Genomic DNA, 24619 nt, shown 5'->3' on the forward strand with positions numbered 1-24619 from the left:
GGGTGGCCACTGGCCGGAATCAGCGCTTAGGTTAACCTAACCTAAGCGGATGTCCAGTGGCCCTCGCGGTCGCCTTCCCACGGGCGGGGCTGTTATCCGGCGACACTTCCCTCGTGCGGCGCCGCTGTCCCGCGAAGCTCCCCGCTATCCCGCGAAGCCCAGCTCCCTGGCGATCAGCATGCGCTGGACCTCGCTTGTCCCCTCGCCGATCTCCAGGATCTTGGAGTCCCGCCACATCCGGGCCACGGGGTACTCGTTCATGAAGCCGTAGCCGCCGTGGATCTGCGTGGCCTCACGGGCGTTGTCGACGGCGACCGTGGAGGAGTAGAGCTTCGCGATCGCCGCCTCCTTCTTGAAGGGCTCCCCGCCGACGAGACGCGACGCCGCGTCCCGCCACCCGACCCTGGCCATGTGCGCCCGCGTCTCCATGTCGGCGATCTTGAACTGGATCGCCTGGTTCGCCCCGATCGGCTTCCCGAACGCGTGCCGCTCCTTGGCGTACTTCACGGACTCGTCGACGCAGCCCTGCGCGAGGCCCGTCGCAAGGGCGGAGATCGCGACCCGGCCCTCGTCGAGGATCCGCAGGAACTGGGCATAGCCGCGCCCCTCTTCACCGAGGAGGTTCGCCGCGGGAACCCGCACGTCCGAGAAGGACAGCTCACGGGTGTCCGAGGCGTTCCAGCCGACCTTCGAGTACGGAGCCGCGACCGTGAACCCGGGTGTCCCCGACGGCACGATGATCGACGAGATCAGCGGACGCCCGTCCGCCTTGCGGCCGGTGACGGCGGTGACCGTGACCAGGCCCGTGATGTCCGTACCGGAGTTGGTGATGAAGCACTTGGAGCCGTTGATCACCCACTCGTCGCCGTCCCGCACCGCGGTCGTACGGGTGCCGCCCGCGTCCGAGCCGCCGTCCGGCTCGGTCAGGCCGAAGGCGCCGAGCAGTTCACCGGAACAGAGCCGGGGCAGCCACTCGCGCTTCTGCTCGTCCGTACCGAAGAGGTGGATCGGCATCGCGCCGAGCGAGACCCCTGCCTCCAGGGTGATCGCCACGGAGGAGTCGACCCGCGCCAGCTCTTCGAGCGCGATGCCGAGGGCGAGATAGTCGCCGCCCATCCCGCCGTGCTCCTCGGGGAAGGGGAGGCCGAACAGGCCCATGCGGCCCATCTCGCGGACGATCTCGTACGGAAATTCGTGGCGTTCGTAGAGGTCGCCAATCTTCGGGGCGACGACGTCGTGCGCGAACGCCTCGACGGTGCGGCGGAGTTCCTCGTGCTCGGGGGACAGACGGTGGTCCATCGTTCTTCACTTCTCCTGGTGGGAGGTGCCCGTCAGGGCACGGACGGTGCGGGACGGGCTGGGTCGGCCCAGTTGTTCGGCCATCCACGCGCTGGTGGCGGTGAGGCGGCCGAGATCGACGCCGGTCTCGATGCCGAGGCCGTCGAGCATCCATACGAGGTCTTCGGTGGCGAGGTTGCCGGTGGCGCTCTTCGCGTACGGACAGCCGCCGAGGCCGCCCGCCGACGCGTCGACCGTGCGCACGCCGTGCTGCAGGGCGGCGAGGGTGTTGGAGAGCGCCTGGCCGTACGTGTCGTGGAAGTGCACGCCGATGCGGTCCGTCGGCACACCCTCCTCGTTCAACTCAGCGAGCAGGGACAGGACATGGCCCGGTGTGGCCACGCCGATGGTGTCGCCGAGGCTCAGCTCCTGGCAGCCCATGTCCACCAGGGCCTTCGCGGTGCGGACGACCTGGGCGATGGGCACCGGGCCCTCCCACGGGTCGCCGAAGCACATGGAGAGATAGCCCCGCACATGCACCTTCTGCTCGCGTGCGCGGGCCACGACCGGCTCCGACATCGCGAGGGCCTCGTCCATCGTGCGGTTGAGGTTGGCCTTGGCGAAGGACTCCGTGGCGCTGACGAAGACGGCCACGCTGCGGGCGCCGAGCGCGAGGGCGCGGTCAAGACCTCGGGCGTTCGGCACGAGGGCCGGGAGCTTGGCCTCCAGGTCATGGAGGAGGGGGAAGAGCTGCTCGGCGTCGGCAAGTTGGGGCACCCACTTGGGGTGCACGAAGCTGGTCGCCTCGACGGTCGTGAGGCCCGCGGCGGCGAGGCGGTGGATGAACTCCGCCTTGATCTCCGTGGGGACGACCGCTTTCTCGTTCTGCAGGCCGTCGCGGGCGCCCACTTCATAGATGCGGACGCGGGGCGGCAGGTCCTGGGTGGGGACGGCCATGGGGAGGCCGTCGGGCCGTGCGGCGGTAGTCATTTCTTGTCCTCCTCGGCCTCGTCCGGGATCACCACGGCCAGGATCTGGTCCATGGCGACGGTCGAGCCCGGTGTGACGTCGAGTTCGCTGACGGTGCCCGCGTGCGGGGCGGAGATGACGTGCTCCATCTTCATCGCCTCCACCACCAGGAGGCTCTGTCCCTGGGTCACTTGATCGCCGGTGGAGACCTTGACGACCGTGACGGTGCCGGGCATGGGGGCGGTCAGGGCGTCGGCCCCGCTGTGGGCGGCGCCGGTGAGGCTCGCCGCCACGGGGTCGTGGTCCTGGACGTGCCAGGCGTCGCCGTCCCTGCCGAGCCAGTCGGCGGCGCGGTGGAAGGTGTGGGCGACGCCGTCCACGTGGACCGTGACGCGGCCGGGCTCCACGGTGTGCGGGCCCTCGCCCGCGATGTGCCCGACGGGTTCGTGTCCCGGCACGCGCAGGTGGTGCGTAAGCGGGGCCGGGGTGCCGCCCAGACGCCAGCCCTCCGGCACCGAGAACGGGTCTCGCCAGCCGTCTCCGGCGGGTTCGAGGGCGGCGGTGCGGACGGCAGCCGCTGCTTCGTACACCTCGTCGGGCACGCCCTGGGGGACCAGGCTCTCCGCCTCGCGCTCCACGAGGCCGGTGTCCAGCTCGCCCGCCACCACGGCCGGGTGCGCGAGCAGCCTGCGCAGGAACCCGGCGTTCGTCGGCACCCCGAGCGTCACCGTGTCCGCGAGTGCCGCCCGCAGCTTGCGCAGCGCCGTCGGGCGGTCGGGTCCGTACGCGATGACCTTCGACAGCATCGGGTCGTACAGACTGCCGATCTCCGTGCCCTCGCTCAGCCCGGAGTCGGTCCGCACGCCGTCGCCCTGCGGCTCGTGCAGGGCGAGGACGGTCCCGCCCGACGGCAGGAACCCGCGTGAAGGGTCTTCGGCGCAGACGCGGGCCTCGATCGCGTGCCCGGTGAGCGTGATGTCGTCCTGCCCATACGGAAGTTCCTCGCCGGCGGCGACCCGCAGCTGCCACTCCACGAGGTCGATGCCGGTGATCAGCTCCGTCACCGGGTGCTCCACCTGGAGCCGCGTGTTCATCTCCATGAAGTAGTACGAGGACGGGTCCTTGCCCGGCACGATGAACTCCACCGTGCCCGCGCCCGCGTACCCGCAGGAGCGTGCCGCCTGGACCGCCGCCTCGCCCATCGCCGCGCGCGTGGCCTCGTCGAGGAGGACGCTCGGGGCCTCCTCGATGATCTTCTGGTGGCGGCGCTGGAGCGAGCACTCGCGCTCGCCGAGGTGGATCACATTGCCGTGGCCGTCCGCCAGGACCTGGATCTCGATGTGCCGGGGGCGGTCGATCCACCGCTCCACGAGCAGCGTGTCGTCGCCGAAGGAGGACCGGGCCTCGCGGCGCGCGGCGGCGATCTCGTCCGCGAGCAGGGAGGCGTCCCGCACGAGCCGCATGCCCTTGCCGCCGCCGCCCGCAGAGGGCTTGAGCAGCACCGGCATGCCGATCTCCCGCGCCGCGTCGGCCAGTTGGGCGTCGGTCAGGCCGCTGCCCGACGATCCGGGGACCACCGGGACACCGGCCGCCTCGACGGTCTCCTTGGCGCGGATCTTGTCGCCCATCAGGTCGATCGCCGACGCGGGAGGGCCGATGAAGACGAGGCCCGCGTCCGTACAGGCCCGTGCGAACTCCGCGTTCTCCGCGAGGAAGCCGTACCCCGGGTGGACCGCCTGGGCGCCGCTGCGGGCCGCCGCGTCGAGCAGCCGCTCGGCCGACAGATAGCTCTCGGCGGCCGGGGGCGGACCCAGGCGCACGGCCGTGTCGGCCTCGCGCACATGCCGGGCGTCCGCGTCCGCGTCGCTGAACACGGCGACCGAGCGCACGCCGAGCGCCCGCAGTGTCCGGATCACGCGGACCGCGATCTCGCCCCTGTTGGCGACCAGAACGGTGTCGAACATCGTCCCTCTCCTGCTGAAGCTCCTGCTGAAGTCAGTCATCGTCCGCCCCTCACATCCGGAAGACGCCGAAGCCGGGCTCGCCCAAGGGCGCCTCGGCACAGGCGGTCAGGGCGAGGCCGAGGACCTGCCGGGTCTCCATGGGGTCGATCACGCCGTCGTCCCAGAGGCGCGCGGTGGCGTAATAGGCGTTGCCCTGCTGTTCGTACTGGGCGCGGACCGGGTCCTTGAAGGCCTGTTCGTCCGCGTCCGACCACTCCTCGCCCCGCGCCTCCAACTGGTCGCGCTTGACGGTCGCGAGGACCGACGCGGCCTGCTCGCCGCCCATCACGGAGATCTTGGCGTTCGGCCACATCCACAGGAAGCGGGGGGAGTAGGCGCGCCCGCACATCGAGTAGTTCCCCGCGCCGTACGAACCGCCGATCACGACCGTCAGCTTCGGCACGCGCGTGCAGGCCACCGCCGTCACCATCTTGGCGCCGTGCTTGGCGATGCCGCCCGCCTCATAGTCCCGGCCGACCATGAAGCCGGAGATGTTCTGCAGGAAGACGAGGGGGATGCCGCGCTGGTCGCACAGCTCGATGAAGTGGGCGCCCTTCTGGGCGGACTCGGAGAAGAGGATGCCGTTGTTCGCGATGATGCCGACCGGGTGGCCGTGGACGTGGGCGAAGCCGGTCACCAGGGTCTGGCCGTACTCCGCCTTGAACTCGGCGAAGCGCGAGCCGTCGACCACGCGCGCGATGACCTCGCGGACGTCATAGGGGGTGCGGGAGTCCGTCGGCACCGCCCCGTAAAGACCGAGGGGGTCGGCCTTGGGCTCCTCGACCGGGCGGACGGACCACGGGGGTGCGGCGCGGTCGGGGAGCGTGGAGACGATCGTCCGCACGATCCGCAGCGCGTGCGCGTCGTCCTCCGCGAGGTGGTCCGTCACTCCGGAGACCCGGGAGTGGACCTCGCCGCCGCCCAGCTCCTCGGCCGTCACGACCTCGCCGGTCGCCGCCTTCACCAGGGGCGGGCCGCCGAGGAAGATCGTGCCCTGATTGCGGACGATCACCGCTTCGTCGCTCATCGCGGGGACATACGCGCCGCCCGCCGTGCACGAGCCGAGCACGGCCGCGATCTGTGGGACGCCCGCTCCGGACATCCGCGCCTGGTTGTAGAAGATCCGCCCGAAGTGCTCGCGGTCCGGGAAGACGTCGTCCTGCATCGGCAGGAAGGCGCCGCCGGAGTCCACCAGATACAGGCAGGGGAGGCGGTTCTCCAGCGCGACCTCCTGGGCGCGCAGATGCTTCTTCACCGTCATGGGGTAATACGTGCCGCCCTTGACGGTGGCGTCATTGGCGACGATCACGCAGGTGCGCCCGGAGACCCGGCCGATTCCGGCGATGACTCCGGCGGCCGGTGCGTCCCCGCCGTACAACCCGTCGGCCGCGAGCGGTGCCAGTTCCAGGAAGGGCGAACCGGGGTCGAGCAGCGCGTCCACGCGGTCGCGGGGCAGCAGCTTGCCGCGCGCGACATGGCGGGCGCGGGACCGCTCGCCGCCGCCGAGCCTGGCCACCGCGAGCTTGGCCCGCAGCTCTTCGACGAGGGCGGTGTGCGCCGCCTCGTTCGTCCGCCATGCTTCGGACGCGGGATCAGCCGCGCTCGCGAGGACTGGTGCCTGCAGCATCAGTCGAGCCCCCTTGCTCGGTTAATGAGCGTTAACGTATTGCGTTCAGGTTAACGACCGCTAACCGTCCTGTCTAGAATTGATTCCATGGCCACCAGAACCGACGCCCCCACCCGTCGCGAACAGATCCTCAGAGAAGCCGCCAGGCTCTTCGCCGAGCGCGGCTTCCACGGAGTCGGAGTGGACGAGATAGGAGCCGCCGTCGGCATCAGCGGCCCCGGTCTCTACCGCCACTTCGCGGGCAAGGACGCGATGCTCGCCGAGCTGCTCGTCGGCATCAGTGGGCAGCTCCTGACCGGCGGCAAGCGATGTGTCGCCGACGCGGACGGGGCGCCGGAGCGGGTGCTCGACGCGCTCATCGAGGGGCACATCGACTTCGCCCTGGACGACCGCTCCCTGATCACCCTGCACGACCGCGAGCTCGACCGGCTGCGGGACACCGACCGCAAGCTGGTCCGCCAGCTCCAGCGGCAGTACGTGGAGATCTGGGTCGACGTGGTGCGCAAGGTCTATCCGGACCTCGCCGAGAACGAGGCCCGCGTCTGTGTGCACGCGGTCTTCGGGCTGCTCAACTCCACGCCGCACCTGAGCCGGCGCGACGCGCTGCCCAGCCGCAGCGCCATGGCGCGGCTGCTGCACGGCCTGGCGCGCGGGGCGTTCGCGGCGGCGGTGGCGTGACGGGAGCGACAGGGCTTATCTCTGGACGGTCCGGTGACCGGCGGGTAACGTTGATCTGAGCAAGCGCTTAGTCGTGTTGCGCTCAGCCGAGCCTGGTGCCGTATCGAAGGAGTTCTCCGTGCGCCGTACCGTTTTCAATGAGGACCACGAGGCGTTCCGGGAGACCCTGCGCGCCTTCATCGAGGCCGAGGTCGTCCCGGTCCACGAGGAGTGGTTCGCCGCGGGTCAGGTGCCGCGCGAGTTCTACTACAAGCTCGCCGAGCTCGGTCTCTTCGGCATCAGCGTCCCCGAGGAGTTCGGCGGCGCGGGCATGGAGTCGCACAAGTTCGAGGCCATCCAGTACGAGGAGACGGCCCGCGCGGGCGTCAGCTTCGGCGGCTCCGGCGTGCACGTCCTGCTCGCCCTGCCCTACATCAAGGCGCTCGGCACCGACGAGCAGAAGAAGCGCTACCTCGAGAAGTTCGTCTCCGCCGAGGAGATGTGGGCCCTCGCGATGACCGAGCCGGGCACCGGCTCCGACCTCGCGGGCATGAAGACCACGGCCAAGCTCTCCGAGGACGGCACGCACTACGTCCTCAACGGCTCCAAGACCTTCATCACCGGCGGTGTGCACGCCGACCGCGTGATCGTCTGCGCCCGTACGTCCGCGCCCACCGCCGACGACCGCCGCTTCGGCATCTCCCTCTTCGCCGTCGACACCAAGTCCGACGGCTACTCCGTCGGCCGCAAGCTCGACAAGCTGGGCCTGAAGACCTCCGACACCGCCGAGCTGGCGTTCGTCGACGTCAAGGTCCCCGTCGAGGACCTCCTCGGCGAGGAGAACAAGGGCTTCTACTACCTCGGAAGCAACCTGCCCTCCGAGCGCTGGGGCATCGCCTACGGCGCGTACGCGCAGGCCAAGGCCGCCGTCCGGTTCGCCAAGGAGTACGTGCAGGACCGCACCGTGTTCGGCAAGACGGTCGCCTCCTTCCAGAACACCAAGTTCGAGCTCGCCGCCTGCCAGGCCGAGGTGGACGCCGCAGAGGCCGTCGCCGACCGCGCCCTTGAGGCCCTGGACGCGGGCGAGCTGACCGCCGCCGAGGCCGCGTCCGCGAAGCTGTTCACCACCGAGGTCGCGCACCGCGTCATCGACAAGTGCCTCCAGCTGCACGGCGGCTACGGCTTCATGAACGAGTACCCCATCGCCCGCCTGTACGCGGACAACCGCGTCAACCGCATCTACGGCGGCACCAGCGAGGTCATGAAGATGATCATCGCCAAGGACATGGGCCTGTAAAGATCCCCCTGTAGAACTGATTCATGAACAAGGCACTTGAAGACCTCCTCGATCTGCTCGACCTCGAGCAGATCGAGGAGGACATATTCCGGGGCGAGAGCCGCTCGGCGCTCGTCCCGCGCGTCTTCGGCGGCCAGGTGGCCGCCCAGGCGCTGGTGGCGGCAGGACGCACCGTCCCCGCCGACAGGCCCGCCCACTCCCTGCACGCGTACTTCCTGCGTGCGGGGGACCCGGGCGCGCCGATCGTCTACACCGTCGACCGGATCCGCGACGGCCGCTCCTTCACCACGCGCCGCGTCGTCGCCGTCCAGCACGGGCAGCCGATATTCCACCTCTCCGCGTCCTTCCAGACGTACGAGGAGGGCCTGGAACACCAGACGGGGATGCCGTCGGCGCCGGACCCGGAGACGCTGCCGACCGCCGCCGAGATGCTGCCGCGCCATCTGCCGTCACACGTCGCCGAGCGCCTGGTCGAGGCCCGCGCGGCTGTCGACCTGCGCTACGTGGACGCGCCCCCCTGGGCCACCGTCGGGCAGCCGCGCGAGCCGCGCTCCCAGGTGTGGTTCCGCACGAACGGCAAACTCGACGGCGGTATCGACGCGTCTCTGCTGCACGTCTGCCTCGCCACGTACGTCTCCGACATGACGCTGCTCGACTCGGTGCTGCTCGCGCACGGCCGGGGCGGCTGGGCGGTCGGTGACGTCGTCGGCGCCTCGCTCGACCACGCCATGTGGTTCCACCGCCCGTTCCGGGCGGACGAATGGCTCCTGTACGACCAGGAGTCGCCGTCGGCGTCCGGCGGGCGTGGCCTGGGCCAGGCGCGGATCTGGACGCAGGACGGACAGCTCGCGGTGACGGTGATTCAGGAAGGTGTCGTGCGCGTTCCGCGCTGATCGACATGCCTCTGCTCCCCTGACCGACGTATCGCGTTCGGCGGTGATCGGACATACCGTCCGATACATGAGTGAGCAGGTCGACAGCAGCAGGACCGAGCCGCCCCAGCCACCCGAACCGCCCGAGGGCGGCGGCGAGAGCACCTTCACCGTCGTCGTCGCCGCCGTCGCCAACCTCGGGATCGCCGTCGCCAAGGCCGTCGCCGGTGTCATCAGCGGATCGAGCGCGATGCTCTCCGAAGCGGCGCACTCCCTGGCCGACACCGTCACCGAGCTGCTGCTCCTCACCGCCCTGAAGCGGAGCGAGAAGCCCGCCGACGAGGAGCACCCCCTCGGCTACGGTCCCGAGCGCTACATCTGGGCGATGCTCGCGGCCGTCGCCACCTTCGTCGGCGGCGCCGTCTTCTCGATCTACGACGGCATCCACACGCTGGTGGCGGGCGAGGAGCTCGGCGACCCGCTCATCTCGTACATCGTGCTCGCCGTCGCCTTCCTCCTGGAGGGCTACTCACTGCGCACCGCCATCAAGCAGGCACGCGGTGAGGCGGCACGCTTCGGGGCGTCCTTCGGGCGCTACATGCGCTACACGCCCGACACCGCGGTGAAGGCCGTCGTCATGGAGGACTCCGCCGCCCTGGCCGGACTCGCCCTTGCCGCCCTCGGACTGCTCGGCGGGCAGCTCACCGGTTCCGGAGTGTGGGACGGCGTGGCCTCGCTCTGCATCGGCGCCTTGCTCCTGTACGTCGCCTGGGTGCTCGGGCGCAGCAACGCCCAGCTCCTCATCGGGCGCCCGCTGCCCAAGCCGATGCGCAAGGAGATCCGCGACGAACTCCTCGCCTCCGAGCACGTCGAGGCCGTACTCGAACTGACGACGCTGCTCCAGGGGCCGCGCGAGGCCCTCGTCGCCGCCAAGGTCGACTTCCGTGACGCCTCGACGGCGGCGCAGATCGAGTGGGCCTGCGAACAGGCCGAGCGCCGGGTGCGGGAGCGGTTTCCCGGCGTGCGACGGGTCTATCTGGACCCGACGCCGGGATACGCCCAGCGGCGCGAGGAAGGGCTCAACCCGTGGCCGTGAGGCCCGCAGCGTCGAGCAGGTATGCCGTCATCGGGTCGTAGAAGCGCGGGCTCGTGACGTGGTCGTCCAGCGGGATCGTCACCTGGAGGGTGCCCTCGGCCTCGCCGATGAACAGCGCCGGGTCGTTGCAGTCCGCGTACCCCATGGAGTCGATGCCGCGCTGGCCCGCCCGTCCGGCCCAGCCGTGGTCGGCGACGACCAGGTTCGGCAGCGGACGCCCCTCGCGCTCCAGGCCGTCAAGGATCGCGTTCATCGGCTCGGGGGAGTGCGTGTGCCACAAGGTCGCGCCGCGCTCCAGCATCGCCACGTCCGCGAACTGGAAGACCATGCCCTCGTCGGCGGTGAGGCCCTCCGGGATGACGACGATCTCGCAGCCCGCCGCGCGCAGAGCCGCCGCCGTGGCGCGGTGCACGTCGAGCAGGCCCCCCGGGTGCCCTGTGGCGAAAAGGACCCTCTCCTTGCCGGCCGCCGCCTTGCGCAGACGCGCCGCCATGCGCTCCAGGGCGTCGACCGTCAGCTCCGGGTCGATGGTGTCCTGCCCCTGCCGGAACGCGTCGTCGTCGATCACGCCGCACCGCTCGGCCATCACCGCCAGGACGTCCTGCTCGTCGGTCCAGCGGTCGCCGAGCTCAAGGCCGAGCCAGTAGTGGCGGTCGCCGTTCGCGAGCTTCCTGTAATGGCTGAGGTTGTTCTCGCGTGGCGTGGCGACGTCGCCAGCGATGCGGGAGCGTACGAGGTGGTCGACGAGCGCGGCACGGCTGGGTATTGGCATGGTCCCATTGTGCCGCCGGTCACCGGCTGGTGGCGGGCAGTCCCGAACCCTGGACCTGTGACCTGCGCCCCTCTGTGCCGGCTCCCGGTTCACCTGCCGAGCGCGAACCACAGCTCCATCCGTACGTCCGGGTCGTCCAGGTCCGCCCCCAGGAGCGCCGCGCACCGCGTCACGCGCTGGCGCACCGTGTTGCGGTGGACGCCGAGCGCGGTCGCCGTGCGGTCCCAGCTGCCGTGCAGGGAGAGCCACGTGCGTAGGGTCTCGGTGAGTGCCGCGCTGTCGCCGAGCGGGGCGAGCAGCACGCGCGCGTGGGCCGCTGCCTCGGCGGGCGCGACCAGAGAGGCGATGCCCGCCTCGCGGTGCCGGACGAGCGGCGCGCGCGTGGCCTCGGCGCGGCGCAGGGCGCGGTCCGCCTGGGCGTCGGCCGCGGGCAGGTCGCCGGGCGATGCGGGGGCGGAGGCGCCCAGGGTCCAGCCCGGCTGTCCGGTGAGCTCGCGGTCGCCGGGGAGCAGGAGCCGTACGAGATCCTGGTCCGGGTCCGTGTCGACCAGGCCGCTGCCAAGGGCGGCGGCGAGCGCGGAAGCGGCGACGGAGTGGGCCACCGGGTCGTTCCCGACATCCCCGCGCGCGTGCACCACGGTCCACTCCTCGGCCCCCAGGAGAGGCGCGACATCGCCCGCCGCCGAGCCCAGAAGCAGCCGTACGAGCGCCGCGGAGCGCACGGAATCGGCGGCCCCCTGGTGCTTCCCTGTAAGAAGCGAGAGCAGCACGACGGCCACCCCGGTGATGGTGTGATCCCCCGGCTCGCGCTGCTCGGCGGCGACCCCGAGCGCGAACCCCTGCCCGCCGCCGAGCGCGTACGCGGTGAGGTGGGTACCGCCCACGGAGTCGGTGGCCGACGCGGGGACGGGGCCGGTCCGCCCCGCCGGACGTACGACTTCGGAGAGGTCACGCACTGCCTGCCGCACGCCCGCTCCCGGAGCTGTCCCCGCCGTGTGGAGCACCGTGCCGTCCGGCGCGTAGAGCACCGCCCAGCCGCCCAGGCGCGCCGCGAGCTGCCGAAGGACCGCGGGCACCGGGTCCGGGCGCGCGGCGGCCGTGGCGAGGCCCTGCTGGGCCTCTGTCACGCGGCGCAGCTCGGCGTGCCTGGCCTCCGCCACCAGCTGCCACACCGCGCGGGCGACCCCGCTGAACGTCGTGCGCGGCGGCACTTCCAGGAGCGGCAGGCCGTAGCGGTCGCAGGCGGTCACCAGGGCGCGCGGCACCGTGTCGTGCACGGGCGCGACGCCGAAGCCCAGGGCCGCGCCGCCCGCCTCGACGATCCGCGCCACGTAGTCGTCGAGGTAAACGCCCGCCCCCACCGGCTCCGTGATGTGCACGCCCGCCGTCAGCAGCAGCTCGCCGCCCAGGAGGTACGGATACGGGTCCGCCATCTCCGAGGTGTGCACCCACTGGACGGCCGCGCCGCTCTCCCCGGCGTCGGGACCCGCGATCTGGCGCAGGCCCAGATCCTCCCGGGCGAGGAGCGCGGTGAGAGGAACCGGCGGAGTCGGGGGAGTAATGGGTGAGGCGGCAGGGTCCGGCACGGTGGACGATCCATCCATCTTGGTCGTGAAGAGTGGATGAAACGTACACTTCAGCGTTGCTTTCCGGCCACCTAAGGTCGTGCCGACCCCAGGCCACGGGTACGGGCGGATGTCCCCGCGGCCGGTCGTTGCCACCCCCCTCACCCCCATCTGCACGACACGCCACCGAGGTGCGCGAAGGAGGGCCCCCTATGGCCGTCGACTACACAGTGATCGTCGTCTATCTCGCCGGCATGCTCGCGATGGGCTGGTGGGGCATGCGCCGCGCCAAGTCCAAGAGCGAGTTCCTGGTCGCGGGACGCCGCCTCGGACCCTGGATGTACTCCGGGACCATGGCCGCCATCGTCCTCGGCGGCGCGTCCACCATCGGCGGTGTCGGCCTCGGCTACCAGTACGGGCTCTCCGGCGCCTGGATGGTCTTCACGATCGGCCTCGGCCTGCTCGCCCTGAGCGTCTTCTTCTCGGCGCGCATCGCACGCCTGAAGGTCTACACGGTCTCCGAGATGCTCGACCTCCGCTACGGCGGACGCGCGGGCATCATCTCCGGAGTCGTCATGTGGTCGTACACGCTGATGCTCGCGGTCACCTCGACCATCGCGTACGCCACGATCTTCGACGTCATCTTCGACATGAACCGCACGATCGCGATCATCCTCGGCGGCTCGATCGTCGTCGCGTACTCGACGCTCGGCGGCATGTGGTCGATCACGCTCACCGACATGGTGCAGTTCGTGGTGAAGACCATCGGCGTGCTGCTCCTGCTGCTGCCCATCGCCGTCGTCAAGGCCGGTGGCTTCAGCGAGATGAAGGCCAAGCTGCCCACCGAGTACTTCGACCCGCTGGGCATCGGCGGCGAGACGATCTTCACGTACGTCCTGATCTATACGTTCGGCATGCTCATCGGGCAGGACATCTGGCAGCGCGTCTTCACCGCGCGCAGCGACAAGGTCGCCCGCTACGGCGGAACCGTCGCCGGTACTTACTGTCTGGTGTACGCGATCGCGGGTGCCGTCATCGGCACGGCCGCCAAGGTCATGTACCCGAAGCTGCCGAGCGCCGACGCGGCCTTCGCGACCATGGTCAAGGACGAACTGCCCATGGGCGTACGGGGTCTGGTGCTCGCCGCGGCGCTCGCCGCCGTGATGTCCACGTCCTCCGGAGCGCTCATCGCCTGTGCGACCGTCGCCAACAACGACATCTGGTCGCGCCTACGCGGGGCTGTCGCTCCGAAGGGGGACGGCGAGGAGCACGACGAGGTGAAGGGCAACCGCCTCTTCATCCTGATCATGGGCGTCGCCGTCGTCCTCATCGCCATCGCCCTCAACGACGTCGTCCAGGCGCTCACCGTCGCCTACAACCTGCTCGTCGCCGGTCTTCTCGTGCCGATCCTCGGCGGACTGCTGTGGAAGCGCGGCACCGCGGAGGGCGCGCTCGCGGCCATCGTCGCCGGTGGGCTCTCCGTCGTCGGGCTCATGTGGGGGTACGGAATCCTCGCGAACGAGCCCATCTACTACGGCCTGTTGATCTCCCTCGGCGTGTACGTCGTCGTCTCCCTCGCCACGAAGCCGACGGACGCCCATGTCCTCGCGGCCTGGCGAGAGCGGCTCGCGGGCCGGGGGTCCGAAGAAGCGGAACCGGAATCGCCGGTGGCCGTCTAGCCCTGCGCGCGGCCCGCTGCCGACGTCACTGTCAGGCTGACGGCGTCACTGTCAGTGGGCCGCGCGACACTTGTCCCAGCAGCACAGCACCACTCGTACCAGCAGGAGGAAACCGACCATGAGCAGCGCCGAGACCCCGACCCCCCGCGGCCCGGTCGACTCCTCCCGCGTTCCTCGGTACGCGGGCCCGGCGACCTACGCCAGGCTGCCCCGCCTCGACGAGGTGGGCGGCAAGACGGACATCGCCGTGGTCGGCGTGCCCTTCGACACGGGTGTCTCGTACCGCCCCGGCGCACGCTTCGGCGGCAACGCGATCCGCGAGGCCTCACGCCTCCTGCGCCCGTACAACCCCGCTCAGGACGCCTCCCCCTTCGCGCTCGCGCAGGTCGCGGACGCGGGCGACATAGCCGCCAACCCGTTCAACATCAACGAGGCCGTGGAGACGATCGAGGCCGCGGCGGACGACCTCCTCGGCTCGGGCGCCCGCATGATGACGCTCGGCGGCGACCACACCATCGCCCTGCCGCTGCTCCGTTCGGTCGCCAAGAAGCACGGCCCGGTCGCCCTGCTGCACTTCGACGCGCACCTGGACACCTGGGACACGTACTTCGGCGCCGAGTACACCCACGGCACGCCGTTCCGCCGGGCCGTCGAGGAGGGCATCCTCGACACCGAGGCGCTCAGCCACGTCGGCACGCGCGGCCCGCTCTACGGCAAGCAGGACCTCACCGACGACGAGAAGATGGGCTTCGGCATCGTCACGTCGGCCGACATCTACCGCCGTGGCGCCGACGAGGTCGCCGACCAGCTGCGCCAGCGCATCGGCGACCGCCCGCTGTACATCTCCATCGACATCGACTGCCTGGACCCGGCCCACGCGCCCGGCACCGGCACCCCGGAGGCGGGCGGCATGACGTCGCGCGAGCTCCTGGAGATCCTGCGGGGGCTCTCCTCCTGCAACCTCGTATCGGCGGACGTCGTCGAGGTCGCCCCCGCCTACGACCACGCGGAGATCACGGCCGTCGCCGCCTCGCACACCGCGTACGAGCTGACGACGATCATGTCCCGCCAGATCGCCGAGGGGCGGGCGGCCAAGTGACGCACGACCACGACGTAGTACTGCGCCCCACGGACGCGCAGCAGGAGGCGGCCCTCAACCCGCCTCCCGGACGCAACGGCGGCGACCTCGTCGTGGAGACCCTCCAGGGCCTCGGCGCGACGACGGTCTTCGGTCTCCCCGGCCAGCACGCGCTCGGCATGTTCGACGCCCTGCGGCGCTCGTCCCTGTCGTACGTGGGCCTCCGTGTCGAGAACAACACGGGCTTCGCGGCGGACGCGTACGGCCGGATCACCGGCGAGGTGGCCCCGCTGCTGCTCTCCACCGGCCCCGGCGCGCTGACCTCGCTCGCCGCGCTCCAGGAGGCGGCGGCCGGATCATCGCCCGTGCTCGCGATCGGCAGCCAGATCCCGGTGGCGGGGCTCGGCGGCGGCCGGCACGGCTACCTCCACGAGCTGCGCGACCAGCAGGCCTCCTTCCGCGACATCGTGAAGTCCGTCCACACGGTCCGCACGGCCTCGCAGATCCCGTCCGCGATCGCGGCGGCCTGGGAGTCGGCGCTCACCGCCCCGCACGGTCCGGTGTGGGTGGAGATCCCGCAGGACGTGCTGCTCGCGGAGACGACCCTGCCCGTCGTCACGGCCATGGACGCGACCCCGGACGAGGTCGTCCCGCGCCCCGAGCTGACCGCGGTGGCGGCCGACCTGCTGTCCCGGGCCGAGCGCCCGGCGATCATCGCGGGCGGCGGAGTCGTGCGTTCGGATGCCACCGGAAAGCTGCTCGCTCTCGCCGAGCTGGTGAACGCGCCCGTCGTCACGACCTTCGGCGGCAAGGGGGCGTTCCCCTGGGAGCACCCGCTCTCGCTCCAGTCGTGGCTGGAGGACCGGTACACGACGGACTTCCTTGAGGACGCCGACGTCCTCCTGGTGGTCGGTTCCGGCCTCGGTGAGCTCTCCTCGAACTACCACACGTTCAAGCCGCGCGGCCGGGTCGTCCAGATCGAGGCGGACGCCGGAAAGCTGGAGTCCAACCACCCGGCGCTCGGCATCCACGCGGACGCGCGCCTCGCGCTCTCCGCGCTCCTGGAGACGATCGACGCCCCTCGCGAGGACCACTCGGCCCCCGAGCGGGTGCGGTCCGTGCTCACGAAGGTCAAGGAGCGGATCGCCGCCCAGGAGCTCACCCTGGAACAGCAGATCCTCGCCTCGGTCCGCGAGGCACTCCCCGACGCGGCACCGTCCTTCTGGGACATGACGATCCTCGCGTACTGGGCCTGGTCGGCCTTCGACGCGCGGCGCCCCAACACCATGCACTCGGCGCAGGGCGCGGGCGGCCTCGGGTACGGCTTCCCTGCGGCGCTCGGAGCGGCGGCGGCCGACCCGACCAAGCCGGTGCTCGCCGTATCGGGCGACGGCGGCGCGATGTACTCGATCGCGGAGCTGGCCACGGCGCGGCAGTACGACCTCCCCGTGACCTGGCTGATCGTCGACGACGGCGGCTACGGAATCCTCCGCGAGTACATGGCCGACGCCTTCGGCGAGGCGAGCGCCACGGAGCTCTCCCGCCCGGACTTCGTCGCCCTCGCCGAGTCCTTCGGCGTACCGGGCGTCCGCACGACCCCGGAAACCCTCTGCGACGACCTCACGAAGGCCCTGGCAGCCCCGGGTCCGTCGGTGGTCGTGCTCCCGGCCCTCCTCCGCATGTTCGAGCCGACGCACCTCTAGAGCTTGCGGCGATTGCAGAAAAGTCCCGGCCTCACCCCGCGAAAAGCGGGTGACGCCGGGACTTCTTTGCAACCGCCTTGTCACAGGTCGGCTGTCGGACCCGAAGGTGTGCAACCTCGTGGTGTTTTCGTTAGTCATGAGGGGCGAGTGCGCCGGGGGGCGCACTTGTACGGGCCCCGAGGGTCTTGTACGGACCCAAGGGGATGGGAAGAATCCGATGACTCACCCGATATCCGGGATATCCAGGCGTGCCCGCGTGCTCTCGGCGGGCCTCGCCGCCGGGGTGCTCGTGCCGCTCGGCGCGGTCGCGACCGCCACGCCCGCCGCCGCTGCCGCCGCACCGAAGGTCACCTGCACCTCCGCGCAGGCCGGCCTGGCCGCCAAGCTCACGAAGGACATCACGGCGGCGCTGAAGAACCGCAAGGGCACCGTCGCGATCGGCCTCCGCGACCGCACCACGGACACCACCTGCACCCTGCGCTCGACCACCTCGTTCGACTCGGCGAGCGTCGTCAAGGCGACCGTCCTCGCCACGCTCCTGTGGGACGCGAAGAAGACCGAGCGGAAGCTGACCGCCCGTGAGTCGGACCTCGCGTCCGCCATGATCACCAAGTCGGACAACGCGGCGACCAGCAAGCTCTGGAGCCAGCTCGGCACGGGCAAGATCAAGGCGTTCCTCAAGGCCGCCAAGATGACGAAGACGGTGCCGGGAACCGGCGGCTACTGGGGACTGACCCAGATCAACGCGGCCGACGAGCAGAAGCTCCTCGCCCTGATCACCGCCAAGAACTCCGTCCTGAGCGACAACGCGCGCGCCTACATCCTCAAGCTGATGGGCAAGGTCGTCTCCTCGCAGCGCTGGGGCACCCCCGCGGGCGCGCCGTCCGGCGTCTCGATCCACGTCAAGAACGGCTGGCTGCAGCGGTCGACCCACGGCTGGCGGGTGCACAGCATCGGCGCGTTCAAGGGCGGCGGCCACGACTACACCCTCTCCGTGCTCACTCACGGCAACAGCACCATGAACTACGGCGTCGCCACCATCCAGGGCGTGGCCAAGGCCGTCCACAAGGACCTGGCGCCCACGGCCTCCGCGGCCGCGCGCTTCGTCCCGACGGACACGCCGCGGGAGGCGTTCGTGGCGGTCCCCGGCAACTGAGTGGCCGCGTCCTGCTGCGCGTGTTCGACTCCACCCACCTCTGAGTGGTCCTAGGTCCAATGACCTGTCTTTGTTGCGGTGGGATGAAATCCTCATCCCACCGCGTTGGGGCTCTCGGCAGGTCAGGTCGACGGAAGGCAGCACGTGGTGGAGCAACGGGGCGGGGCCGAGCAGGAGAAATCCGGCTGGGCGAAACGGCTGACCGGGTACGCGTGGCGGCACCCGAAGGACGTCTTGCTCGCGCTCGGCTCCTCGCTCGGCGGCATGGCCGTCATGGCGCTCGTCCCGCTCATCACCAAGGTGATCATCGACGACGTCATCGGGGACGAGACGCGCTCCATGGGCCCCTGGGTGGGCGCCCTCGTCGGCGCCGCCCTCCTCGTCTACGTCTTCACCTACATCCGCCGCTACTACGGCGGCCGCCTCGCCCTCGACGTCCAGCACGACCTGCGGACGGAGATGTTCGGGACGATCACCAGGCTCGACGGGCGGCGGCAGGACGAGCTGTCCACCGGGCAGGTCGTCGGTCGGGCCACCAGCGACCTCCAGCTCATCCAGGGTCTGCTCTTCATGCTGCCGATGACCATCGGCAACGTCCTCCTCTTCGTCATGTCCCTCGTGATCATGGCGTGGCTCTCCGTGCCGCTCACCCTCGTCGCGCTCGCCGTCGCCCCCGCCCTCTGGTTCATCGCCAAGCGCAGCCGCAGCCGCCTGCACCCCTCCACCTGGTACGCGCAGGCCCAGGCCGCCGCCGTCGCCGGAGTCGTGGACGGCTCCGTCTCCGGCGTACGCGTCGTGAAGGGGTTCGGCCAGGAGGAGCAGGAGACCGGGAAGCTCAGGGAGGTCGGCCGCAAGCTCTTCGCGGGCCGCCTTCGCACCATCCGCCTGAACTCCAAGTACACGCCCGCCCTCCAGGCCGTGCCCGCGCTCGGGCAGGTCGCGATGCTCGCGCTCGGCGGCTGGCTCGCGGTGCGCGGGCAGATCACGCTCGGTACGTTCGTCGCCTTCTCCAGCTATCTCGCCCAGCTCGTCGGGCCCGTACGCATGCTCGCCATGGTGCTCACCGTCGGCCAGCAGGCCCGCGCGGGCGCCGAGCGCGTCCTTGAGCTCATCGACACCGAGCCGACGCTGAAGGACGGCACCAAGGAGCTGCCCGCCGACGCCCCGGCCACGGTCGAGTTCGACGACGTCTCCTTCGCCTACGAGGACAACCGCCCCGTCCTTGACGGGCTCTCCTTCGAGATCCGGCCCGGCGAGACCCTCGCCGTCGTCGGCACGTCGGGCAGCGGCAAGTCCACCGTCTCGCTGCTGCTTCCCCGCTTCTACGACGTGACGCGCGGCGCCGTCCTCATCGGCGGGCACGACGTGCGCGAGCTGACGGCCGACTCGCTGCGGGCCGCGATCGGCCTCGTGCCCGAGGACTCCTTCCTCTTCTCCGACACGATCCGCGCCAACATCGCGTACGGACATCCGGACGCCACCCAGGAGGAGATCGAGACCGCGGCCCGCGCCGCCCAGGCCGACCGCTTCATCTCCGAGCTGCCCGAGGGGTACGACACCACCGTCGGCGAGCACGGACTCACCCTCTCCGGCGGCCAGCGCCAGCGCGTGGCCCTCGCCCGCGCCATCCTCACCGACCCCCGCCTCCTCGTCCTTGACGACGCGACCTCGGCGGTGGACGCGCGCGTCGAGCACGAGATCCACGAAGCCCTGCGCGACGTCATGGCGGGCCGCACCACCCTCCTCATCGCCCACCGCCGCTCCACCCTGAACCTCGCCGACCGCATCGCCGTGCTCGACGGCGGAAAGCTCGCCGCGATCGGCACGCACGAGGAACTGACGAAGAGCTCCTCCCTCTACCGGCGCCTGCTGACCGACCCCGACGAGCTCGGCGGCGTCTCGCCGGGACACGCGGTCCCTGTCGAACTCCCCGAGGACACCTCCGTACGCGCTGAGCTGGACGCCGAGTTCGACGCCGAGCGCGGCATCACGCCGCAGCTCTGGGTCGGCGACCGCGAGCCCAAGGACACCGCGATGTCCGGGATGCCCGCGACGCCCGAACTCCTCGCGCAGGTCGACGCGTTGCCCCCGGCCACCGACACCCCCGGCATCGACGAGGCGCGCGCGGTCAGCACGGAGGATTCGTACGGGCTCCGCCGTCTGCTCGCCGGATTCGGCAAGCCCCTGCTGCTCGCACTGCTCCTGGTCACCGTCGACGCGGGCATGGGCCTGCTGCTCCCCATCCTGATCCGGCACGGCATCGACGAGGGCGTCTCGCAGCTCGCGATCGGCGCCGTGTGGGCCGCATCCGGCCTCGCGCTGCTCGCCGTGCTCGTCCAGTGGACGGCGCAGATCGGCGAGACGCGGATGACGGGACGGACCGGCGAGCGAGTGCTCTACTCCCTCCGCCTGAAGATCTTCGCCCAGCTCCAGCGGCTCGGACTCGACTACTACGAGCGCGAGTTGACCGGGCGCATCATGACCCGGATGACGACGGACGTGGACGCCCTGTCCACCTTCCTGCAGACGGGTCTTGTCACCGCCTTCGTCTCCGTCGTCACCTTCTTCGGCATCATGGTCGCGCTCGTCGTCATCGACCTGGAGCTGGCACTCGTCGTCTTCGCGACGCTGCCGCCGCTGATCATCGGCACGTTCTTCTTCCGCCGCTCCAGCGTCAAGGCGTACGAACTGGCGCGTGAGCGGGTCTCGGTGGTCAACGCCGACCTCCAGGAGTCCGTCGCCGGGCTCCGCATCGTGCAGGCCTTCCGGCGCGAGCGCTCGGGCCGCGAGAAGTTCGCCAAGGGCAGCGCCGACTACCGCAGCGCCCGCATCCGCGGGCAGTGGCTGATCTCCATCTACTTCCCCTTCGTGCAACTGCTCTCGGCGGTCGCGGCGGCGGCGGTCCTGATGGTCGGCGCGGGCCGCGTGGAGGCGGGGACGCTGACGACCGGCGCCCTGGTCGCCTACCTCCTCTACATCGACCTGTTCTTCGCGCCCGTACAGCAGCTCTCCCAGGTCTTCGACGGCTACCAGCAGGCCACCGTCTCGCTCGGCCGCATCCAGGAGCTGCTCCAGGAGCCGACATCGACCGAGGCCGCGGACGAGCCCCTCGACGTCCTGTCCCTGCGCGGCGAGATCGCCTTCGAGGACGTCGACTTCGCGTACGGCTCCGACGACGAACCGGAGGAGGCGCTGAGCGACGTGGCCCTTCACATCCCCGCGGGCCAGACCGTCGCCTTCGTCGGCGAGACGGGCGCGGGCAAGTCGACGCTCGTCAAGCTCGTCGCCCGGTTCTACGACCCGACAGGCGGCCGGGTGACGGTGGACGGCACGGACCTGCGCTCCCTGGACATCACCGCCTACCGCCACCGCCTCGGCGTCGTACCGCAGGAGGCCTATCTCTTCGCGGGGACGGTGCGCGACGCGATCGCCTACGGGCGGCCCGACGCCACCGACGCCGACGTGGAGGCCGCGGCCCGCGCGGTCGGCGCGCACGACATGATCGCCACGCTGGACGGCGGCTACCTCCACGAGGTCTCCGAGCGCGGCCGAAACCTCTCCGCAGGACAGCGCCAGCTGATCGCCCTGGCCCGCGCGGAGCTCGTCGACCCGGACATCCTGCTCCTCGACGAGGCGACCGCGGCCCTCGACCTCGCCACGGAAGCGCAGGTCAACCAGGCCACCGACCGCATCGCGGGCAAGCGCACCACGCTGGTCGTCGCCCACCGCCTCACCACGGCGGCCCGCGCGGACCGCGTGATCCTGATGGACCACGGCCGGGTCGCGGAGGACGGCACGCACGAGGAACTGCTCGCGCTCGACGGGCGGTACGCGACACTGTGGCGGACGTTCGTGGGGGAGGCCGAGCCGTCGACCGCGTAACCGGTCGAACACATCGGGTCAGTCACCGAACACATCTGGTCGGCCCGTCGAACGAATCGGAGCGGTCACGCAACCAGAGGCACCACGGTCCGCGTCCGTACATCAGTACGCTGAGGCGGAAGTGTCGGGAGGGAAACTGGTGAGCAGTGGTCGAATACGGCGGAGCCTCGCGCTCGGCGCGGCCGTCCTTGCGGCTGCCGTCCTGCTCGGTGCCGCGGGCGCCGGCGCGGCGCAGGCACAGGCGTCAGCGGGCCGCTGCGCCGGACACAAGGTGCGCACGCTCTCCTTCAGCACCGGCAAGGTCGTCGTCTACAAGAACCGCGGCTACGTCTGCGCCGTCACTCTCGCCAAGCGCCCCGGCGCCCGCAAGACGATGTCTGTCAGCGTCCAGGCCCGCGGCAACCGCCCGGCCAGGGACAAGGGCAGCTACACGCATCACGCGGGCCCGGTGACGGTGCACGCGGGGCATCGGTGCGTGTGGGTGAAGGGGAAGGTGGGCCGGGGGAGCGTCAGCTCGGGCTGGACCCTGTGCTGAGACCGATGCCCCTTTTTGTACCGTACTGCGACTTGATCTGACGTGACCTGACCCGACCTGACGCAAGAGCCCCTAGTGGTGAGCGAGTTGCTCCGATAAGTTCCGGCGGACGCAATCGCGAAACCTAGGGGAGAGTGCATGCGCAAGGCGCTCAGATGGCTGCTGTCGCTCGTGGTGCTGATAGGCACCGCGGGCACACTGAGCACGGCAGGGGCGGCCACCGCCGCCGAGCCGCGGGCCATCGACACACAGGCCGCCGACACACGGGCCGCGGACATCAAGGACCGGCTCCTCGCGATACCGGGCATGAGCCTGATAGAGGAGAAGCCGTACGCCGGCTACCGCTACTTCGTCCTCAATTACACCCAGCCGGTCGACCACCGGCACCCCTCCAAGGGCACCTTCAAGCAGCGCCTGGCGGTTCTGCACAAGGACACCGCCCGCCCCACGGCCTTCTTCACCAGCGGCTACGGAGTCTCGACGACCCCCAGCCGCAGCGAGCCGACGCGGATCATCGACGGCAACCAGATCTCCTTGGAGTACCGCTACTTCACGCCGTCACGCCCCGAGCCCGCCGACTGGTCCAAGCTCGACATCTGGCAGGCCGCGAGCGACCAGCACCGCATCTTCAAGGCGCTCAAGCCCATCTACGACAAGAAGTGGCTGACGACCGGCGCCTCGAAGGGCGGCATGACGGCCACGTACTACGAGCGCTTCTACCCGCGTGACATGGACGGCGTCGTCGCGTACGTCGCCCCCAACGACGTGGTGAACAAGGAGGACTCGCGCTACGACGAGTTCTTCAAGACGGTCGGCACCAAGGAGTGCCGCGCCGCGCTGGAGGCGGTGCAGCGCGAGGCGCTGGTGCGCCGCGAGCCGCTGGAGAAGAAGTACGCCGCGTTCGCCGCTGAGGGCAACTACACCTTCAAGACGATCGGCAACCTGGACAAGGCGTACGAGGCCGTCGTACTCGACCTGGTGTGGGGCTTCTGGCAGTACCAGCCGGAGTCCGCGTGCGCCGACGTCCCCGACGCCAAGACCGCCTCCGACCAGGTGATCTTCGACTACGTCGACAAGGTCGGCGGCTGGACCTCCTACACGGACCAGGGCCTCACCCCGTACACGCCGTACTACTACCAGGCCGGTACGCAGCTGGGCTCGCCCGACATCTCCCAGCCCTGGCTCGGGAACCTGAGCCGCTACGGCTACCAGCCGCCGCGCAACTTCGTGCCGCGTGACATCCCGATGAAGTTCAAGTCCGGTGCCATGGCGGACGTGGACCGCTGGGTGCACCGCAACTCGCAGCGGATGCTGTACGTCTACGGCGAGAACGACCCGTGGGGCGCGGAGCCGTTCCGCCCCGCGAAGGGCGCGAAGCACGACTCGTACGTCTTCACCGCCCCGGGCGCCAACCACGGCGCGAACGTGGCCGGCCTCGTCCCCGCGGAGAAGGCCAAGGCGACGGAGCGGATCCAGGCGTGGGCCGGGGTCTCCACTTCGACGTCCCCGAAGCCGCTGGCTCCGTACGACGCGAAGCTTGACCGCAAGGATGAGCAGAAGGGCCTGACCCTGCGTCCGTAGGGAATCGCCGGACGGCTGAGAGCTTTCAGCCGTCCGGCGTTTGAGGGCGCCCCCGCGCAGCGGCCCGCGGCGGAGCCGCGAATGTCACAGCCGGGAAGGGGCGGGGTCGGGGAAGAGAACCCTGCGCTCACACCCGCACCGCACACCCCACCGGCCGCGCACCTCCCAGCGCCACGTACAGCTGCGTAGCAGCAGGACACAGGGCCCGCTGCGAGACCGCCACCGTCACCCGGTACTCCGGCGCCTTCGCCCCAGACCCGTCGCAGGCGGTCTCCCGGACCTCCGTCCGCCCCGCGCTGTAGACACAGTCCCCGACGACGGTCCGGGGCCCACCCCCACCCCCGGGATCCCCGGGATGCGGCGACTCGAGGTTCCGCATGCAGGCGTACCCCCGCGGCACCTTCCCGTTCCCGTCCTCGTCCCCGGCGGGCCGGTTCTCACTGATGTGGAGCACGAAGTCCGTGCGGGCAGGACATGGCGGGCCCTCGGCGACCTTGCCGTCGTAGCGGGCGATGACCCGCGCCGCCGCCCGCTCGCTCGTACAGGGCACTTCAGTGAAGGACTCGCGCCCCCGCGAACTGCACTCGTCCACGGCGAGAAACACGGCCCCGTAGCCGGACGACGACACCGACGAGGACGGATTCCGGTCGTCAAGCCGCCCCGGAACCCCCGACCCCGCCTCCGACCCCGATCCCGCCCCCGGATCCGAGGACTTCTGGCAGCCGGTCACGGCGGCGAACACCGCAAGCACCGCCACCACCGCGATGTTCCTGCCAAGCATGGTGAGCAGCATGGCAAACCCCCCGATATGTGCACCCAGCGTGACCCGCGGGAGCGGGCGCACGCCAGGCGCGTGGGGTGCTTTGGGC

General features: G+C 70.7%; 18 protein-coding genes. 11 read left to right on the forward strand and 7 right to left on the reverse strand.

Annotated elements, in window-relative coordinates; genetic code table 11:
- Positions 1-144: 144 nt before the first annotated feature.
- Genes ACWFRJ_RS07605 through ACWFRJ_RS07620 form a run of 4 tightly spaced genes read right to left on the reverse strand, consistent with a single transcriptional unit; the run spans position 145 to position 5877 of the window.
- Positions 145-1299, reverse strand: coding sequence for an acyl-CoA dehydrogenase family protein (locus tag ACWFRJ_RS07605; RefSeq protein WP_453525389.1), 1155 nt, complete (start codon positions 1297-1299; stop codon positions 145-147).
- A gap of 6 nt (positions 1300-1305) precedes the next feature.
- Positions 1306-2268, reverse strand: a complete 963-nt coding sequence (locus ACWFRJ_RS07610) for a hydroxymethylglutaryl-CoA lyase (RefSeq protein ID WP_453525391.1) — start codon at positions 2266-2268, stop codon at positions 1306-1308.
- A complete protein-coding gene (locus ACWFRJ_RS07615; RefSeq protein WP_453525393.1) occupies positions 2265-4211 on the reverse strand; it encodes an ATP-binding protein in 1947 nt (648 codons plus the stop codon). The genes ACWFRJ_RS07610 and ACWFRJ_RS07615 overlap by 4 nt, the downstream gene beginning before the upstream one ends.
- A gap of 49 nt (positions 4212-4260) precedes the next feature.
- On the reverse strand, positions 4261-5877 hold the full coding sequence (locus ACWFRJ_RS07620; protein WP_453525395.1) for a carboxyl transferase domain-containing protein: 1617 nt from the start codon (positions 5875-5877) through the stop codon (positions 4261-4263).
- Between the two features lie 87 nt (positions 5878-5964).
- On the opposite strand from ACWFRJ_RS07620, the gene ACWFRJ_RS07625 reads away from it, so the two are divergent.
- The 4 genes from ACWFRJ_RS07625 (at position 5965) to ACWFRJ_RS07640 (ending at position 9799) form a co-directional block, all read left to right on the forward strand.
- Positions 5965-6555: an SACE_7040 family transcriptional regulator gene (locus tag ACWFRJ_RS07625; RefSeq protein ID WP_453525397.1), complete on the forward strand. Its 591-nt coding sequence runs from the start codon at positions 5965-5967 to the stop codon at positions 6553-6555.
- A gap of 118 nt (positions 6556-6673) precedes the next feature.
- Positions 6674-7831 carry an acyl-CoA dehydrogenase family protein gene (locus ACWFRJ_RS07630; RefSeq protein WP_453525399.1) on the forward strand — a complete coding sequence of 386 codons (1158 nt, stop codon included), beginning with the start codon at positions 6674-6676 and terminating at the stop codon, positions 7829-7831.
- Positions 7832-7854: 23 nt separating this feature from the next.
- The gene (locus ACWFRJ_RS07635) at positions 7855-8724 is read left to right on the forward strand and encodes an acyl-CoA thioesterase (RefSeq protein WP_453525400.1); all 870 of its coding nucleotides are present in this window, start codon (positions 7855-7857) and stop codon (positions 8722-8724) included.
- A gap of 67 nt (positions 8725-8791) precedes the next feature.
- Positions 8792-9799 carry a cation diffusion facilitator family transporter gene (locus ACWFRJ_RS07640; RefSeq protein WP_453525402.1) on the forward strand — a complete coding sequence of 336 codons (1008 nt, stop codon included), beginning with the start codon at positions 8792-8794 and terminating at the stop codon, positions 9797-9799.
- Here ACWFRJ_RS07640 and ACWFRJ_RS07645 read toward each other — a convergent pair.
- A complete protein-coding gene (locus ACWFRJ_RS07645) occupies positions 9783-10571 on the reverse strand; it encodes a phosphatase (RefSeq protein WP_453525403.1) in 789 nt (262 codons plus the stop codon). The genes ACWFRJ_RS07640 and ACWFRJ_RS07645 overlap by 17 nt on opposite strands.
- Positions 10572-10660: 89 nt before the next feature.
- Positions 10661-12175, reverse strand: coding sequence for a PucR family transcriptional regulator (locus ACWFRJ_RS07650; RefSeq protein ID WP_453525405.1), 1515 nt, complete (start codon positions 12173-12175; stop codon positions 10661-10663).
- A gap of 173 nt (positions 12176-12348) precedes the next feature.
- On the opposite strand from ACWFRJ_RS07650, the gene ACWFRJ_RS07655 reads away from it, so the two are divergent.
- The 7 genes from ACWFRJ_RS07655 (at position 12349) to ACWFRJ_RS07685 (ending at position 23750) form a co-directional block, all read left to right on the forward strand.
- Positions 12349-13815, forward strand: a complete 1467-nt coding sequence (locus ACWFRJ_RS07655; RefSeq protein WP_453525407.1) for a sodium:solute symporter — start codon at positions 12349-12351, stop codon at positions 13813-13815.
- A gap of 118 nt (positions 13816-13933) precedes the next feature.
- Positions 13934-14914, forward strand: a complete 981-nt coding sequence (gene speB / locus ACWFRJ_RS07660) for an agmatinase (RefSeq protein ID WP_344528986.1) — start codon at positions 13934-13936, stop codon at positions 14912-14914.
- The gene (locus ACWFRJ_RS07665; RefSeq protein ID WP_453525410.1) at positions 14911-16596 is read left to right on the forward strand and encodes a thiamine pyrophosphate-binding protein; all 1686 of its coding nucleotides are present in this window, start codon (positions 14911-14913) and stop codon (positions 16594-16596) included. The genes speB and ACWFRJ_RS07665 overlap by 4 nt, the downstream gene beginning before the upstream one ends.
- Before the next feature lie 217 nt (positions 16597-16813).
- Positions 16814-17752: a serine hydrolase gene (locus ACWFRJ_RS07670; RefSeq protein WP_453525412.1), complete on the forward strand. Its 939-nt coding sequence runs from the start codon at positions 16814-16816 to the stop codon at positions 17750-17752.
- 144 nt (positions 17753-17896) lie between these two features.
- On the forward strand, positions 17897-21634 hold the full coding sequence (locus ACWFRJ_RS07675) for an ABC transporter ATP-binding protein (RefSeq protein ID WP_453525414.1): 3738 nt from the start codon (positions 17897-17899) through the stop codon (positions 21632-21634).
- Between the two features lie 139 nt (positions 21635-21773).
- The gene (locus ACWFRJ_RS07680) at positions 21774-22169 is read left to right on the forward strand and encodes a hypothetical protein (protein ID WP_453525415.1); all 396 of its coding nucleotides are present in this window, start codon (positions 21774-21776) and stop codon (positions 22167-22169) included.
- A 138-nt stretch (positions 22170-22307) separates the two neighbouring features.
- Positions 22308-23750: a S28 family serine protease gene (locus ACWFRJ_RS07685; protein WP_453525417.1), complete on the forward strand. Its 1443-nt coding sequence runs from the start codon at positions 22308-22310 to the stop codon at positions 23748-23750.
- A 127-nt stretch (positions 23751-23877) separates the two neighbouring features.
- Here ACWFRJ_RS07685 and ACWFRJ_RS07690 read toward each other — a convergent pair whose 3' ends face one another.
- Complete coding sequence (locus ACWFRJ_RS07690) at positions 23878-24531, reverse strand: hypothetical protein (RefSeq protein WP_453525419.1); 654 nt, start codon at positions 24529-24531, stop codon at positions 23878-23880.
- Positions 24532-24619 lie beyond the last annotated feature (88 nt).

Source organism: Streptomyces sp. NPDC055239, from assembly GCF_053606205.1.

Excerpts from the sequence above, each read along its gene's own strand:
- ACWFRJ_RS07670 (WP_453525412.1), top strand. The coding sequence starts at position 16,814 with ATGACTCACCCGATATCCGGGATATCCAGGCGTGCCCGCGTGCTCTCG.
- ACWFRJ_RS07645 (WP_453525403.1), bottom strand. The coding sequence starts at position 10,571 with ATGCCAATACCCAGCCGTGCCGCGCTCGTCGACCACCTCGTACGCTCC.
- ACWFRJ_RS07640 (WP_453525402.1), top strand. The coding sequence starts at position 8,792 with ATGAGTGAGCAGGTCGACAGCAGCAGGACCGAGCCGCCCCAGCCACCC.
- ACWFRJ_RS07615 (WP_453525393.1), bottom strand. The coding sequence starts at position 4,211 with ATGTTCGACACCGTTCTGGTCGCCAACAGGGGCGAGATCGCGGTCCGC.
- ACWFRJ_RS07605 (WP_453525389.1), bottom strand. The coding sequence starts at position 1,299 with ATGGACCACCGTCTGTCCCCCGAGCACGAGGAACTCCGCCGCACCGTC.
- ACWFRJ_RS07685 (WP_453525417.1), top strand. The coding sequence starts at position 22,308 with ATGCGCAAGGCGCTCAGATGGCTGCTGTCGCTCGTGGTGCTGATAGGC.
- ACWFRJ_RS07650 (WP_453525405.1), bottom strand. The coding sequence starts at position 12,175 with ATGGATGGATCGTCCACCGTGCCGGACCCTGCCGCCTCACCCATTACT.
- speB (WP_344528986.1), top strand. The coding sequence starts at position 13,934 with ATGAGCAGCGCCGAGACCCCGACCCCCCGCGGCCCGGTCGACTCCTCC.
- ACWFRJ_RS07620 (WP_453525395.1), bottom strand. The coding sequence starts at position 5,877 with ATGCTGCAGGCACCAGTCCTCGCGAGCGCGGCTGATCCCGCGTCCGAA.
- ACWFRJ_RS07635 (WP_453525400.1), top strand. The coding sequence starts at position 7,855 with ATGAACAAGGCACTTGAAGACCTCCTCGATCTGCTCGACCTCGAGCAG.
- ACWFRJ_RS07610 (WP_453525391.1), bottom strand. The coding sequence starts at position 2,268 with ATGACTACCGCCGCACGGCCCGACGGCCTCCCCATGGCCGTCCCCACC.
- ACWFRJ_RS07655 (WP_453525407.1), top strand. The coding sequence starts at position 12,349 with ATGGCCGTCGACTACACAGTGATCGTCGTCTATCTCGCCGGCATGCTC.
- ACWFRJ_RS07625 (WP_453525397.1), top strand. The coding sequence starts at position 5,965 with ATGGCCACCAGAACCGACGCCCCCACCCGTCGCGAACAGATCCTCAGA.
- ACWFRJ_RS07690 (WP_453525419.1), bottom strand. The coding sequence starts at position 24,531 with ATGCTTGGCAGGAACATCGCGGTGGTGGCGGTGCTTGCGGTGTTCGCC.